This window comes from Actinoplanes flavus (assembly GCF_017592555.1).
Classification (GTDB): domain Bacteria; phylum Actinomycetota; class Actinomycetes; order Mycobacteriales; family Micromonosporaceae; genus Actinoplanes; species Actinoplanes flavus.
The window spans coordinates 121,499-135,801 of the sequence record NZ_JAGFNS010000017.1; the positions used below are offsets into that span (position 1 = coordinate 121,499).

The window sequence follows — 14,303 nt, forward strand, 5'->3', positions numbered from 1 at the left end:
CCACCGGGTGCCGGCCGTCAGCGGCGAGGGTCACCGGGAGCCGGCCGTCCCGATCAGCGCGGCCAGGCCGTCCAGCACCCGGGCGAGCCCGAACTCGTACGCGTGGCCGGGCTCGTAGGCCGCGCCCATCGCGGACCCGGCAGCCGCCCCGACCCGGGTGGCGGTCGGGTACCGGTGCTGGTCGAAGACCAGCTCGAAGACCGGTCCACGCTCCTGCCACCACTCGAAGTCGGTGCTGCCGGTCCGCGCCTCCGCGGCCCGCACGTCCGCCTCCGACCGGGCCGCGGCCTGCACGAATCCGATCAGGAAGGTGAGCGCCGCGTCCCGGGTCACGTCGTCCAGCCCGCAGTCGTCGAAGGCGCGCAGCTCGTGCTCGTACTTCGCCATCAGGCCGGGGCCCAGCGGCGGGCGGCTGGCCGGGAGGGTCGCCGCCCACGGATGGGTGGTGTAGAGCCGGCGGTTCTCCCCGGCGACCGCGGCCAGGCGCTCCCGCCACGGACGGTCCGGGTGCTCGGCACGGGGCATCTCCAGGTAGAGGCGGTCCAGCATCAGGTCGAGAAGAGCGCTCTTGTCCGGAACGTACGTGTAGAGGGTCATCGGCACCACGCCCAGCTCCTGCGCGACCCGGCGCATCGACACCGCCTCCAGGCCCTCGGCGTCGGCCAGCGCGATCCCGGCCTCGACCACCCGCGCGACGGTCAGGCCGGGGCGGCGGCCACGGCGCTTCCCCTCCGGCTCGCCGTCCGGGAACCAGAGCAGATCGATGGTGCGGCGCACTTCGGCCACGGGTGGCACTCCTTTCCTGTACGGCGTATTGTGTACAACGTACAAGTAACAGCTTCGGGGAGGCGCCATGCAGATCACCTCGTCCGCCATCTCGCTCACCGTCGACGATGCCCCGGCTTCCAGCAAGTTTCTCGCGGACCACTTCGGTTATGCCGTGCGGATGGCGGCAGACGGTTTCGCCTCGCTCGGCCGCGACGACGGTGGCGTCGACCTGATCTTCCTGCGCCGCGGCATCGAGGTGCTGCCACCCGAGCTGCGCCAGGTGCACACCGCCGGCACGATCGTCGCCTTCGTGGTCGACGACCTGGAGGCCGAGCAGGCCCGGTTGCGGGCCGAGGGGGTCGAGCCCACGCTGCCCATCCGTGAGGAGCCGTGGGGTGAGCGCCTCCTTCTGGTGACCGACCCCAACGGTGTCGTCTACGAGTTGGTGGAGTGGCCGGACCGATAGGTTCTGTTCTCACGGATCGTTCAGGGGGTAAACAACCGGAGTGGCCCGGTGGCAGCACGTGGAGCCGACCAGAAGACCCGCGTTCGCGGGCAGGTGGCCGTGAAGCGTGAACCCGGCACCACACCCGTGGGTCAGACCGGGACCGTCCCGCAAGGCAGGACTACCAACCGTGTGCTCACTAAAGCGCACTGAAAGGTAACGGTGGCAGTGCTCGTCGTTCACGGCGGCTGGGTGGCCGGGGCCGGGCGCCCGGGCCGGTTGATCATCTGGGCCGAGGACCCGGCTCTTCCCGCATCGTCGACGTCCCGGGCGCGGTCACGTCCACACCCGTTCGCGGCTTCCGTCGAGGCGCTCCAGCGGGTGGTGCCCGGCGCGGAGGGCGGGCCGCTGGCGCTCACCCTGCCCGGGAGCGGGCGTGGCCCCCTGCCCTCGCCCGAGACCGGGTTGGAGGCTGCCACCCGCGGGATCAGACTGGGCACGTGGACGGTTCCGGCGCTGTCGGTGCCCGGTGACGAGGCCATGGCGGTCCTCGGGGAGCTGGCCGACCCCGATCCGGACGGTCCCTGGCTCGCCGGGCCGTCGCTGCGCTATCTCACCCTGCTCGCCGGTTACGCCTGTGACCTGGCCGGGCGCGGGCGGATGCTGCCGCAGCTGGCGGTCGAGGCCGGGACGCCCACGGCACGCTGGCGGCCGGTGCTGACCGGATCCGACACGGCCACCTTCCGTGACTTCGCGGCCGGCATGCCGCCGGTGGTGCGGGCCGCGGGGGACGGCCAGGCCGTCGGGCGGACGGTGCGGGACGCCCTGGAGTCGCTGCTGGACGGGGCGGCCCGCGCCACTCTGCCGGAACGGCTCATGGTCGGTCAGCGGCCGGGCTCGAGATCACCCCTTCCGGACCGCTGGCTGGCCGCCCTCACCGGCGCCGATCCGGCGCTGCCCGGGGCCGCCGACGCCGACGTGCGCGACCTGCGCCGCGCGCTGGACGACTGGATGCGCGCGGCCGACGAGGCCCACGGACCGATCCGGGTCAGCTTCCGCCTCTTCGAGCCGTCGCCGGAGGCGCCGCCCGGTGCGGACGGATGGTTCCTGGAGTTCGCGTTGCAGTCGGCCGAGGACCCGGGCCTCTACCTGCCCGCCGAGGATCTCTGGGAGGGCGCCCGGTTCCCCGGTCTGCCGCGGCGGCCCGACGAGACCCTGCTCGCCGGGCTGGGCCGGGCGGTCCGGCTCTTCCCCCTGCTGCACGTGGCACTGCTCGAGCAGCGACCGTCCGCCATGCCGCTGACCACCAGCGAGGCCTATGACTTCCTGCGCCAGGCCGCGCCGCTGTTGCAGGCGGCCGGGTTCGGTGTGCAGCTCCCGTCGTGGGCCGGCCGGAAGGCGGTCGGGCTGAAACTCACCACGCGCACCCGGTCCAAGTCCGGGGCGTCGTCGCGGGCCGTGGCGGATTCCGGTTTCGGCCTCTCCGAACTGGTCGACTTCCGGCTCGACCTGGTCATCGGCGACGGCACGGTGACCGCCGAGGAGCTGGCCGAGCTGGCCCGGCTCAAGGTGCCGCTGGTCCGGGTCCGCGGCCAGTGGGTGGAGCTGGACGCCCGCCAGCTCAAGGCCGCGCTCAAGGCCGTCGGCGAGCGGCGGGAGGGGCAGCTCACCGCGGGTGAGCTGTTGCAGCGGGTGGTCGACGGCGGCGACGAGGACCTGCCCCTGGTCGAGGTCGACGCCGACGGCGACCTCGGTGACCTGCTCTCCGGTCAGGCGGCCGAGCGGCTCAGCCCGCTGCCGACGCCGGCCGGGTTCCAGGGGGCGCTCCGGCCCTACCAGGAACGGGGCCTGTCCTGGCTGCACTTCCTCAGCCGGCTCGGCCTCGGCGGCATCCTGGCCGACGACATGGGTCTGGGCAAGACCGCCCAGACCCTGTCGCTGCTGCTCACCGACGAGGGCTCGCGCAGCCTGCTGATCTGCCCGATGTCGCTGGTCAGCAACTGGCACAAGGAGGCCGGCCGGTTCGCGCCGGGCCTGCGGGTCTACGTGCATCACGGCGCCACCCGGATGCGCGGGCCCGAGTTCGACGAGGCGGTCGCCGGCGCCGATCTGGTCATCACGACGTACGGCACGGCGCTTCGGGACCTGGAGACGCTGCGCGGTGTGACGTGGAGCCGGGTGGTCTGCGACGAGGCGCAGGCGATCAAGAACAGCGGGACCAGGCAATCGCAGGCGGTCCGCGCGATCCCGGCCCGCACCCGGCTGGCGCTCACCGGCACCCCGGTGGAGAACCACCTGGCGGAGCTGTGGTCGATCATGGATTTCTGCAATCCGGGGCTGCTCGGCCCGGCGAAACGGTTCCGCCGCCGGTTCCAGGAGCCGATCGAGAGCCGGCAGGACGAGGACGCGACCGCCGCTCTGAAACGGGCCACCGGTCCGTTCGTGCTCCGGCGCCTCAAAACCGACAAGACCATCATCTCGGACCTGCCGGAGAAGAACGAGATGAAGGTGTGGTGCTCGCTCACCCCCGAGCAAGCCACCCTCTACCAGGCGGTCGTCGAGGACATGATGGCCGAGATCGAGAGCAGCGAGGGCATCCAGCGGCGGGGCAACGTGCTGGCCGCCATGATGAAGCTCAAGCAGGTCTGCAACCATCCCGCCCACCTGCTCAAGGACGGCTCCCGGCTACCCGGCCGCTCCGGCAAGCTGGCCCGTCTCGAGGAGCTGGCCGACGAGATCATCGAGGACGGCGACAAGGCCCTGATCTTCACCCAGTACGCGGAGTGGGGCACGCTGCTCCAGCCGTACCTGGCGGCACACACCGACCGGCCGGTGCTGTGGCTGCACGGCGGCCTGAGCAAGGCGCGGCGCGACGAGCTGGTCGAGCGGTTCCAGACCTCCGGCGAGCCGATGCTGTTCCTGCTCTCGCTCAAGGCCGCCGGCACCGGTCTCAACCTGACCGCCGCCAACCATGTCGTCCACTTCGACCGGTGGTGGAATCCGGCGGTCGAGGACCAGGCCACCGACCGGGCTTTCCGGATCGGGCAGTCACGCGACGTCCAGGTCCGTAAGTTCATCTGCACCGGCACCCTGGAGGAGAAGATCGACGCGATGATCGAGCGGAAGAAGGCGCTGGCCTCCTCGGTCGTCGGCACCGGCGAGGAGTGGATCACCGACCTCAGCACCGATCAGCTGCGGGAGCTGTTCTCGCTCGACCCGGCGGCGGTGCGCTGACATGCCTTTCGACAGGTCCGGTCAGTTCTACGAGGCGGCCCGCCCGATCGAGGTGGACGGCGGCCTGAGCGTGCGGTCGAAGCGGGGCAAGATCGGCGAACAGTGGTGGTCGCGCAAGTTCGTGGACGTGCTGGAGGGTGTCTGCGACGCGGGGCGGCTGGCACGCGGCCGGGCCTACGCACGCAAGGGCCAGGTGATGGACTTCGCCCTCGAGCCGGGGCGGGTGCTGGCCCGGGTGCAGGGGTCGCGGCCCCGGCCGTACGAGGTGACGATCCGGATCACCGCGTTCGACGACGCACGCTGGGCCGACGTGATCGACGCGCTCGCGGCCCGCGCGCTGTACCGTGCCGCGCTGCTGGCCGGCGAGATGCCGCACGAGATCGTCGACCTCTTCACCGAGCTGGGTCTGCCGCTGTTCCCGGACCGGCTGGACATCGACTGCTCCTGCCCGGACTGGGGCGTCCCCTGCAAACACGGTTCGGCGGTGCTGTACGTGCTGGCCGAGGCGTTCGACGACGACCCCTTCCTGGTGCTGGGCTGGCGGGGCCGCGGCCGCGACGAACTGCTCGGCGCGCTGCGCGGTACCCCCGAGCCGGAGGAGGCCGTCGACCCGCTGGCGGTCGAGGAGGAGCCGCTGGACGCCCGGCTGGCCGACTTCTACTCCCCCGCCATCAGCCTGGGCCGCCTGCGGGAGCGGCCACCACGGGGCGGCCTGCCACCGGAGCTGCTGCTGCGGGCGCTCGACCCGCCACCGATCCGGGTCCGGCATGTGCCGCTGGTCGACGTCCTCCGGCCGGTCTATCGCGACCTGGGCGCGGCGGAGGGGGAGGAATGAGCGAACCCGCTCATCGGGCCGCGCCCATCGTGAACCGATCGTGGGCGAGTCCACGATGGACGCGGTGGCTTGTCACGCTACCGGGCTTCGCCCGGTTTCGCCTCCCCGGAGCGTGACCTGAAGCCAGACCGCCGTCACCACGCGTGTCAATGGACGACTACCGATATCGGAGCACCGCATCATGAGTGAGATGACCTATCGCCGGCTGGGTGACTCGGGCCTGGTCGTGTCCGCGATCGGCATCGGCTGCAACAACTTCGGCCGCAAGCTGGACGCCGACGGCACCCGGGAGGTGGTCGACGCCGCGATCGACGCGGGGATCACTCTCTTCGACACCGCGGACATCTACGGCACCCCGCACGGCATGTCGGAGGCGTTCCTCGGTGCCGCGCTCAAGGGCCGGCGGGACGAGGTCGTACTGGCCACCAAGTTCGGCATGACCATGGAAGGGCTCAACGGGAGGGACTTCGGGGCGCGGGGCTCGCGACGGTACGTCGTCCGCGCCGTCGAGGCCTCACTCCGGCGGCTGGAGACCGATCACATCGACCTCTACCAGATGCACGAGCCGGATCCGGCCACCCCGATCGACGAGACCCTGGCCGCCCTCGACGACCTGGTCCGGGCCGGCAAGGTCCGCTACCTGGGCAACTCGAACTTCTCCGGCTGGCAGATCGCCGACGCCGACTGGACCGCGCGGACCGGGAACCTGACCCGGTTCGTCAGCGCGCAGAACCGGTACAGCCTGCTGAACCGCGGCGTCGAGGCCGAGGTGGTGCCGGCGTGCGAGCAGTTCGGGCTCGGGCTGCTGCCCTTCTTCCCGATCGAGTCCGGCCTGCTGTCCGGCAAGTACCGGCGCGGTGAGCAGGCTCCCGCCGGGACCAGGATGTCGCAGGAGCGCTACCGCTCCTGGCTGGCCGACGCGGACTGGGACACCATCGAGGCGCTGACCGCCTTCGGGGCCGAGCGCGGTCGCACCCTGCTCGAGGTGGCGATCGCCGGCCTGCTCGCCCGGCCGGCGGTGGCCAGCGTGATCGCCGGCGCCACCACCCCGGAACAGGTCCAGGCCAACGCCGCCGCCGGCACATGGGACCTCACCGCCGCCGACGTGGCCGCCCTCGACGCTCTCCTCGACTCGTAGCGCGTCGGGCGTACCCGGAAACGGTGAAGGCCGGGCACGCGGAAAGCGTGCCCGGCCCGGAGAGCGTGACTACTCGGCGACCGTGACGATGCGGCGGCGCCGAGCCGCCCGGAAGGCGATGAAGCCCGCGGCCAGCAGGGCCGCGCCGCCGCCGGCGATCAGACCGGCCGGGGCGCCGGTGATCGGCAGGCCACCGCCGGTTCCGCCCGAGGGGGTCAGCTTGACGGTGAGGGCGGCCTTGTTGTTGTCCTTCTTCTTGTCCTGCACGCCGCCGTTGATGCTGACCGAGCCGGCCTTGTGCTCGGCCACGTCGAGGATCTCGGCGGAGAGGCTGAACAGGTAGCGGCCCTTGTTCGGGACGCTGTCCACGACCAGGCATACCAGGTCGGTGACCTCGGCCAGATCGGTGACCGATTCGTCGATCTCGGTGAGCGAGGTGCCCGGCAGGCAACGCTCGTCGAGCTTCATGAGTTCGATGCCGGTCGGCAGCTTGATGTGCGCGTACTGGAGCGAGGTGATGCTCGGCGGGATGGTCCCGGACGGGCCCAGGTTGCGCAGGCCCACCTCGGCGGTGCGCTCCTCGCCGATCTCGCCGGTGAAGGAGCCACCGACGGCCGCGGTCTCCGCCGTCGACTTGGGCACGGTCACCGAGAAGATCGTGTAGTTGTCGTCCTCGTTGAGGTCGTCGGCGGCCTCCGGCTCCTCGGCGGCGGAGGTCGACGAGACGGCCTCCAGCGACAGCTCCTTGCCGGCGGCGCCGGCGGTGCGCTTTGCGAAGTCGAAGACGTACTTCTCGGTGAGGCCGACCGCGGCGATGTAGACCGGGTAGTCGAACGGCCCGGCCGCGTCGGACGGCACCTTGACCCGCAGCGGCGTGTTCTTCGGCAGGGTGAAGGCGCCCCCGCCGGCCAGCGGCTCGTTGAAGACGCAGAGGAACCCGCCGACGTCGGCGTCCCGCTCGCAGTTGCGGTAGTCCAGCACCGGCGTCACGCCGTACGGGGCCATCACCAGCAGACCGAGGGCCGCGACGTCCTTGTTGCCGGTGTTACGGACCAGGACCGGCACGTCGGCGCTCTTGCCGTGGGCCAGTTTCAGGTCGGCGACGTCCTCGACCTCCAGGTCGACGCCACCTTTGTCGGTGCGGACCACGGTGATCGACGTCTCGTCGCTGGGCTGCGCGCCGACCGTCGTGCTGAGCGCGATGGTCTTGGCCGGGTCGGCGGCGCCCGCCCCGGCGGCCGGCTTGATCGTGAACTTGACGCTGCGCCGCTGATTCGGCGCCAGGTCACCGATCGCGCAGCTGGTGGCGTCGCAACCGGCGGGCGCGGTGAATCCCAGATCCGGGCTGATCGGCTTGGCGGCGCTGCCGAACGTGAGAACCACGTCCTTGGCGGAAACGCCACTGAGGTTGTAAAGATCGAATTTGACCGTCTTCGACTGACCGTTGATCACGGTCACCGTTTCCGGGCTGAAGATGCCGATATAGGGCACCTCGACCTCGTCCGCGGCCTGAGCCGGCAGGGCCAGGCCGGTGACAGCCAGCCCCGCTGCCGTAGTGGTCAGGGCAAGACGGCTGAACAGGGCGCGCAGTCGCATGATCACCGATTTCGAACTGATGCGGCCGATCAGAGAATCGGCCGCGGAAAAAGTTCGAGGATCTTAAAGCGCCCGAACCGTGAAGATCAAACGTCGGCGAAAATCGGTCCGTTCTCCGGCAGGCTGGGCACTTCGCCCCGGTCCGCCGCACGCCGGGCGAACTCGCGAACGCCGGCGATCTGCCGGTCACCGAGGGAGAAGTCGAGCGCCCGGAAATAGTTGGCGAGCGTCGCGGCGTCGAACGGCTCCCAGCGGGCGGCCGACTCGGCCACCTCGTCCAGTTCGCCGAGGCACAGGTCACGGGACCGCTGGAAGGCCTCGTGCACGTCCTTGACGAGGCCGGGGTGCGCGACCGCGAAGTCCCGCCGGACCGCCCAGACGGCGAAGACCATCGGCAGGCCGGTCCACTCCTTCCACGCCTCGGCCAGGTCGATCACCTGGAGGCCCTTGGCGGGCGCCTCGTACATCGCCCGGAGCGCCGGGTCGCCGATCAGCACGCCGGCGTCCGCCTCCATGAGCATCTGCGACAGGTCGGGCGGGCAGCGGAAATACTCCGGCTCGGCGCCGAACCGCTCGGAGAGCAGCATCTGGGCGAGCATCACGCCGGTCCGGGAGGTGGAGCCGAGCGCGACCGGCCGCCCGTCCAGCTCGGCCGGCGGACGGGTGGACACCAGGTTGACCGAGAGCACCGGCCCGTCGCTGCCGACCGCCAGATCGGGCAGCAGGAGCAGCTCGTCGGCATGGCGTAGGTACTCCACCAGGGTGATCGGCCCGATGTCGAGGTCACCGGCGACCAGGTCGGCGCTGAGCCGCTCCGGGGTGTCCTTGCGCAGGTCGACGTCGAGGAGAGCGCCCGAACGCATCAGCCCCCAGTAGATGGGCAGGCAGTTGAGGAACTGGATGTGCCCGACCCGGGGCCGACGGACGCTGTCGCTCATGCTGCGACGTTATCCCCGATGCCCTCGGACGGCTGACTGGCGTGGCCCAAATCGCAGAATCCCCGCTAAAGTCTTTTGCAAAAGTCTTTAGCAAGGGTGGCCATGACGTCCGAAGAGATCGCCCGACTGGTCGCCCTTCTGCGCCAGACCGGAACCGACCTTCGCGATGTGGAGGTCAAGGCAGCCGGGGGCGGCCTGCCCAAGTCGATACGCGACACGCTCAGCGCGTTCAGCAACGACCGGGGCGGCACGGTCATTCTCGGGCTGGAGGAGAAGGCCGGGTTCCAGCCCGCTGCCGGCTTCGACGCCGGCCGCATCCGCGACGCTCTCGCCTCCGCGTGCAATGACGACCTCCATCCACCGGTACGCGGTGAGATCGAGATGGTCCCGTTCGAGGGCGCCCTGGTGGTCGTCGCCGAGATCGGCGAACTCGATCCCCGTTTCAAACCGTGCTACGTGGCGGCACGTGGCGAGTACAACGGCTCGTTCACGCGTGGTGGCGACGGCGACCGGCGCCTGACCGACTTCGAGATCCACCTGCTGCACACCAACCGTGGCCAGCCCGACGACGATCGGGAACCGGTTCCCGGAGCGACTGAGGCCGACCTCGACGACACGGAGATCCAGTTCTTGCTGGCGCGGGTGCGGCAACGGCAGCCACGGGCCTTCGCGGATCTCGACCGGCAGCAGGTGCTACGCCGGCTCAACATCCTCACCGAGGACTCCGCCGGGGTCCTCCGCCCCAGCCTCGGCGGACTCCTCACACTGGGGATCTACCCACAGCAGTTCTTTCCGCAACTGAACGCCACTCTGGTGGTCTACCCCGGCACATCGGCTCAGGACATCCCGGTCAATGGACCCCGTTTCCTGGAGAACCGCACGTTCGACGGCCCGATCCCGGTGATCGTCGACGAGGCGGTCACGGCGGTGCTGCGGAACACGTCGGTCCGGTCGTTCATCGACGGCAGCGGCCGGATCGACCGGTACGACTATCCGGCGGAGGTGATCCGCGAGGGAGTGGCGAACGCGCTCCTGCATCGGGATTACTCGTCCTACTCACGAGGCACACCGGTCCAGATCACCCTCTACTCCGATCGGCTTGTCATCGCCAACCCGGGCGGGCTGTTCGGCGCCGTGACCGAGGACGATCTCGGCCGCGAAGGAGTGACCTCCACTCGTAATCCGGTCCTCGCACGTCTGCTCCAGGACGCTCGTCTACCCGAGACCGGCCGGATGGTGTGCGAGAACCGGGCCAGCGGGATTCCCACCATGCTCCGTGAGCTGCGGCGCACCGGCTCCCCGCTACCCGAGTTCCACAACCGCATCACGCGCTTCAAGCTGCTTCTCCCGCGCCATACCCTGCTGGACGACGAGACGACCACATGGATCGGCGGCCTGGGACAGCAGGGCCTGACGACCACACAGCAATTGGCCTTGGCCGAGATGCGGCTGGGGCGGGCGGTCACCAACTCCACCATGCGCAACCTCGGTCTTGAGGCGCACCGAGCGACGAGCGAACTCGCCGATCTGGTCAGCCGAGGGATTGTGGTCCGCGTCGGAGAACGCCGTCATGCCCGCTATCTGATTGCTCCGCGAGCCGAACAACTGGCCCTGTACGCCGCCACGAATCTCAGTGACACCGAGCTCATCAAGGAGGCACTCAGGGATGGGCGGGAGTTGAGCCGCCGCGATCTCGAGCAGCGAACCGGGCTCAGCTACATGAAGGTACTGCGCGCCCTGAAAGACCTCGAGATCGCGGGCACGGTACGACCCACCGCTCCCGCCCGTTCCCCTCTACGGCGGTACCGGCTGGCCCCCTGACTCGAAATTCGGTGGACAGGAGCGTGGGATCGCGTAGCGTGGAGGGCCGCTTGACGGCCGTGGTGAACATGCACCGCAGCGGGCGTCCCCGCGCCGAGGGGCGGCCGACCCGCCCTCCCGGATACGCGAGCAGACTCGATCCGCCTTCTGAGGACGACCTGTGCCCACTACCGATCTGGACACCGAACTCGCCGCCGAACGCACCCATCTCACCGAGTCGCGGGCCGCGCTGCGGCGGATGCGCGACCGCGCCGAGTCGCTCTTCGCCACCGGTGACAAGGTCGCCGGCGACTCGTACACCGCCGAGCAGCTGGGCCGGCACATGGCCCGTCGGGTCAAGGAGCTGGCCGACGACCCGGACACCCCGTTGTTCTTCGGACGGCTGGACATCGACGACAGCCCCTATCACGTCGGCCGGCGGCATGTCACCGACGACGCCGGCGAGCCGATGGTGCTGGACTGGCGGGCGCCGCTGTCCCGGTCGTTCTACCGGGCCAGTGTGCGCGACCCGCAGGGGGTGGCGGTCCGCCGCCGGTTCGGTTTCGTCAAAGGTGAGCTGACCAGCTTCGAGGACGAGCACCTGGACCGCGGCGAGGAGTTGGGCACCAGCAGCCGGATCCTGACCGCCGAGATCGAGCGGCCCCGTGTCGGGCCGATGCGGGACATCGTCGCGACCATCCAGCCGGAGCAGGACGAGCTGGTCCGGGCGGACCTGGCCGACTCGATCTGCGTGCAGGGCGCTCCCGGCACCGGCAAGACGGCGGTCGGCCTGCACCGGGCGGCCTACCTGCTCTATCTGCACCGGGAGCGGTTGCGGAAGTCGAAGGTGCTGATCGTCGGGCCGAACACGGCGTTCCTGTCGTACATCTCGGCGGTCCTGCCCACGCTGGGCGAGGTGGAGGTGCTCCAGTCCACCCTGGACGAGCTGGTGAGCCGGGTTCCGGTCCGGGCGACCGACACGGATGCCGCGAAAACCATCAAACATGACGTACGGATGGCCGAAGTGCTGAGCCGGGCGCTGTGGAGCCGGATCAGCGGGCCGACCGAGCCGATCATGGTGTCGGACGGCTCGTACCGGTGGCGGATCGACATCGAACCGCTGCGCCGGATCGTCGACGAGGCCCGCCGCGAGGGCCTGCCGTACGCGGTCGGCCGGGAGCGGGTCCGGGCCCGGGTGGTGGGCCTGTTGCAGCGCCAGTCGGAGTACCGGACCGGCAACTCACCGAGCGAGTCCTGGCTGCGCCGGATGAGCCGGATCGCGCCGGTCACCGCGTTCCTCGATGCGGTCTGGCCGGCCGTCACCCCGGAGTCCCTGGTGGCCGGCGTGCTGACCGAGCCGCCCACCGGCCTGCTCACCGAGGAGGAGCGGGAGGCGATCCGCTGGGTGAAGCCGCCCAAGACGGTGAAGTCGGCGAAGTTCAGCGCGGCCGATCTGCTGCTGATCGACGAGGCTGCCGGGCTCCTGGAGCGGGAGACCAGTTTCGGTCACGTGGTCGTCGACGAGGCCCAGGATCTGTCGCCCATGCAGGCCCGCGTGATCGCCCGGCGCAGCGAGCACGGCTCGATCACGCTGCTCGGTGACCTGGCGCAGGGCACGGCGCCGTGGGCCACCACCGACTGGCGGGACATTCTGGGTCATCTGGGCAAGCCGGACGCGGCCGTGGTGCCCCTGACGGTCGGCTTCCGCGTACCGGAAGTGGTGGTGAGGCTGGCCAACCGCCTGCTGCCGGCGCTCGGCGTGAATGTGCCCGCCGCGGTCTCGCTGCGGCCCGACGGCGATCTCGCCGTCGTGCCGGTCGCCGATCCGGCGGATCTGGACACGGTGACGATGGCCGAGCTGACCGCGGCGCTGGGGCATGAGGGGTCGGTCGCGGTGATCGCGGCGGACGCCGCGGTGGAGCGGCTGCGCGCGCATCTGGACGCCGCCGGCATCGAGCACGCGACCCCCGACGACGTCGATGCCGGGGCGCGCGTCACGGTGGTGCCCGCCACGCTGGTCAAGGGCCTGGAGTACGACCATGTCATCGTCCACGAGCCGGCCGACATCGTGGCCGCCGAGCCGAAGGGCCTAAACCGGCTGTACGTGGTCCTCACCCGGGCCGTGACCCGGCTCTCGGTGTTGCATGCCAAACCGCTGCCGGAAGCGCTTACCCTCGCGTGATGCCTCGTATCGGTGTGATGTTCGACCGTGACCGTGCCCCCGAAGAGCTGACCGGTTTCGCCACCGCCCTGGAGGCGGCCGGCGCCGACGACCTGTGGGTGGTGGAGGATCTGGGCTGGACCGGTGGCGTGAGCGCCGCCGCGCTGGCCCTGGCCGCCACCTCCCGGCTGCGGGTCGGCATCGGCATCGCGCCGGCCCCGCTGCGCAGTCCCATGCTGTACGCCATGGAGATCGCCAACCTGGCCCGGGTGCATCCCGGCCGGGTGGTGGCCGGTCTCGGGCACGGCGTCCGGGACTGGATGCGGCAGGTCGGCGTGGCCCCGACGTCGCCGCTGGCCCTGCTGGAGGAGAGCGTCACGGCGGTCCGTGGCCTGCTGCGCGGCGAGACCGTGACGCTGGACGGCCGGGAGGTGCACCTGGACGGGGTCCGTCTCGTGCACCCGCCCGAGGTGGTTCCGCCGGTGGTCACCGGGGTGATCCGGGAGAAGTCGCTGGAGCTGTCCGGCCGGTCGGCGGACGGCACCATCCTGGTCGAGGGCCTGAGCCCGGAGCGTCTCGTCGAGGCGATCGGCCATCTGCGGCGCGGCGGGGCGGGCCCGGAGCACGAGGTCATCGGGTTCACCTTCCTGCACGTGGACGAGGACGCGGAGCGCGCCGCCCGGACCGCCGCGGCGGAGCTCACCGGTCAGGCCGGCTTCCTGGGCATCGCGCCGGAGGAGGTGTTCGGCCTGCTGGGTCCGGCCGAGGACATCCCGGCGAAGGTGCACGCCCTGGCCGAGGCGGGGGTGGACACGGTGATCCTGCGCCCGTTCGGCGACGACCACCTGGGCCAGTCGCTGGCCGCCCTCAAGGCCCTGGGCCACTGAGACCGGGTTATCCACAGCCTGGCCCGGCAGGCTGTGGATAACGTGCGCGCCCGTCTCAGAGGGGCTTGACCCAGCGGGACCACTCGGCCTGCGGGGCGTAGCCGTGTCGTTTCCAGATCCGGTGGGCGGTCTCGTTGGCGTCCAGGACCATGGCGTCGGCGCGCGTACCCCCGAAGGATCTGAAGCGCTCCTCGGCGGCGGCGATGAGCCGCCCTCCGATGCCGGCCCGTCGCCTGGCCGGCGCGACCGCGAGCCGGTAGAGGTGGCACCGCCAGCCGTCCCAGCCGGCGATGACCGTGCCGACGATCTCGTCGCCGTCGAGGGCGAGGATGAGCGCCGCCGGATCCCGCCGGTGGAGTGCCGTGACGGCCTCCACAGTGTCCACCGGCCGGTTGTCGTTCTCCGCCGCCTCCTGCCAGAAGGTGAGCACCGCCGGGAGTTCCGAGGTCGTGGCCGCACGCAAGATCATGTATTCAGCCTAGTCAACTTTATGGCACAAAG

The 14,303-nt window shown here is 70.8% G+C and carries 11 protein-coding genes; 7 read left to right on the plus strand and 4 right to left on the minus strand.

Features of this window, described 5'->3' with window-relative positions; all coding sequences use genetic code 11:
• Positions 1-30 precede the first annotated feature (30 nt).
• On the minus strand, positions 31-786 hold the full coding sequence (locus tag J5X75_RS25355) for a TetR/AcrR family transcriptional regulator (RefSeq protein WP_307798254.1): 756 nt from the start codon (positions 784-786) through the stop codon (positions 31-33).
• 67 nt (positions 787-853) lie between these two features.
• Here J5X75_RS25355 and J5X75_RS25360 point away from each other — a divergent pair, with 67 nt between their 5' ends.
• From J5X75_RS25360 to J5X75_RS25375, 4 genes are all read left to right on the plus strand, one after another.
• Entirely contained in the window at positions 854-1,234 is a 381-nt protein-coding gene (locus J5X75_RS25360) for a VOC family protein (RefSeq protein ID WP_208469999.1), read from the plus strand.
• Positions 1,235-1,441: 207 nt separating this feature from the next.
• A complete protein-coding gene (locus tag J5X75_RS25365; protein WP_208470000.1) occupies positions 1,442-4,447 on the plus strand; it encodes a DEAD/DEAH box helicase in 3,006 nt (1,001 codons plus the stop codon).
• Between the two features lies 1 nt (position 4,448).
• A complete protein-coding gene (locus J5X75_RS25370; RefSeq protein ID WP_208470001.1) occupies positions 4,449-5,282 on the plus strand; it encodes an SWIM zinc finger family protein in 834 nt (277 codons plus the stop codon).
• Positions 5,283-5,472: 190 nt separating this feature from the next.
• Positions 5,473-6,420: an aldo/keto reductase gene (locus tag J5X75_RS25375; RefSeq protein WP_208470002.1), complete on the plus strand. Its 948-nt coding sequence runs from the start codon at positions 5,473-5,475 to the stop codon at positions 6,418-6,420.
• Positions 6,421-6,489: 69 nt separating this feature from the next.
• On the opposite strand, the gene J5X75_RS25380 is transcribed toward J5X75_RS25375, so the two are convergent.
• Positions 6,490-8,016, minus strand: a complete 1,527-nt coding sequence (locus J5X75_RS25380; protein WP_208470003.1) for a COG1361 family protein — start codon at positions 8,014-8,016, stop codon at positions 6,490-6,492.
• Positions 8,017-8,102: 86 nt separating this feature from the next.
• Entirely contained in the window at positions 8,103-8,954 is an 852-nt protein-coding gene (locus J5X75_RS25385) for a menaquinone biosynthetic enzyme MqnA/MqnD family protein (protein ID WP_208470004.1), read from the minus strand.
• Positions 8,955-9,056: 102 nt separating this feature from the next.
• Here J5X75_RS25385 and J5X75_RS25390 point away from each other — a divergent pair, with 102 nt between their 5' ends.
• The 3 genes from J5X75_RS25390 (at position 9,057) to J5X75_RS25400 (ending at position 13,802) form a co-directional block, all read left to right on the plus strand.
• A complete protein-coding gene (locus J5X75_RS25390; protein ID WP_208470005.1) occupies positions 9,057-10,775 on the plus strand; it encodes an ATP-binding protein in 1,719 nt (572 codons plus the stop codon).
• 160 nt (positions 10,776-10,935) lie between these two features.
• The gene (locus tag J5X75_RS25395) at positions 10,936-12,936 is read left to right on the plus strand and encodes a HelD family protein (protein ID WP_208470006.1); all 2,001 of its coding nucleotides are present in this window, start codon (positions 10,936-10,938) and stop codon (positions 12,934-12,936) included.
• Positions 12,936-13,802 (plus strand): LLM class flavin-dependent oxidoreductase, encoded by an 867-nt coding sequence (locus tag J5X75_RS25400; protein ID WP_208470007.1) that lies wholly within the window; start codon positions 12,936-12,938, stop codon positions 13,800-13,802. The genes J5X75_RS25395 and J5X75_RS25400 overlap by 1 nt, the downstream gene beginning before the upstream one ends.
• 55 nt (positions 13,803-13,857) lie before the next feature.
• Here the strand turns inward: J5X75_RS25400 and J5X75_RS25405 are convergent, their stop codons facing one another.
• Positions 13,858-14,271: a GNAT family N-acetyltransferase gene (locus J5X75_RS25405; RefSeq protein WP_208470008.1), complete on the minus strand. Its 414-nt coding sequence runs from the start codon at positions 14,269-14,271 to the stop codon at positions 13,858-13,860.
• Between the last annotated feature and the right edge of the window lie 32 nt (positions 14,272-14,303).

Excerpts from the sequence above, each read along its gene's own strand:
- J5X75_RS25380 (WP_208470003.1), bottom strand. The coding sequence starts at position 8,016 with ATGCGACTGCGCGCCCTGTTCAGCCGTCTTGCCCTGACCACTACGGCA.
- J5X75_RS25375 (WP_208470002.1), top strand. The coding sequence starts at position 5,473 with ATGACCTATCGCCGGCTGGGTGACTCGGGCCTGGTCGTGTCCGCGATC.
- J5X75_RS25370 (WP_208470001.1), top strand. The coding sequence starts at position 4,449 with ATGCCTTTCGACAGGTCCGGTCAGTTCTACGAGGCGGCCCGCCCGATC.
- J5X75_RS25360 (WP_208469999.1), top strand. The coding sequence starts at position 854 with ATGCAGATCACCTCGTCCGCCATCTCGCTCACCGTCGACGATGCCCCG.
- J5X75_RS25405 (WP_208470008.1), bottom strand. The coding sequence starts at position 14,271 with ATGATCTTGCGTGCGGCCACGACCTCGGAACTCCCGGCGGTGCTCACC.
- J5X75_RS25400 (WP_208470007.1), top strand. The coding sequence starts at position 12,936 with ATGCCTCGTATCGGTGTGATGTTCGACCGTGACCGTGCCCCCGAAGAG.
- J5X75_RS25385 (WP_208470004.1), bottom strand. The coding sequence starts at position 8,954 with ATGAGCGACAGCGTCCGTCGGCCCCGGGTCGGGCACATCCAGTTCCTC.
- J5X75_RS25390 (WP_208470005.1), top strand. The coding sequence starts at position 9,057 with ATGACGTCCGAAGAGATCGCCCGACTGGTCGCCCTTCTGCGCCAGACC.